This window comes from Streptococcus oralis, assembly GCF_001578945.1.
Taxonomy (GTDB): Bacteria; Bacillota; Bacilli; order Lactobacillales; family Streptococcaceae; genus Streptococcus; species Streptococcus oralis_Q.
Genome location: NZ_KQ969664.1, coordinates 1 through 264, shown reverse-complemented (window position 1 = coordinate 264; position 264 = coordinate 1). Strand labels below are relative to the sequence as shown.

At 43.2% G+C, this 264-nt stretch carries 1 protein-coding gene; it reads right to left on the bottom strand.

The window, feature by feature from the left end:
* Positions 1-264 (bottom strand): IS30 family transposase (locus SORDD16_RS10285; RefSeq protein WP_128973523.1); only part of this gene is annotated, 264 nt, incomplete at both ends.

Below are 264 nucleotides of genomic sequence, written 5' to 3'. Positions count from 1 at the left end.
GGCTGAAAACATGGTTTTAGCTGTTCTATCTGGTATCTTGAAAGCTAAGTAAAAACGAGTTTTTCGCTCTAGAAAAGTCGCTAAACAGCCCTTACTTTTGCCTCTGGAAGACACTACAGTATCAAGCTCCCAATGGCCAAAAGTTTTACGATTCCGGACCTCTTTAGGACGTTTGGCGATCGACGTGCCAATCCTAAATCTTCCACGTGTTTCTTTGGGTTGTCGAGTTCTTCCTTTACGACGAAGGACGCTTAAATCCAGATT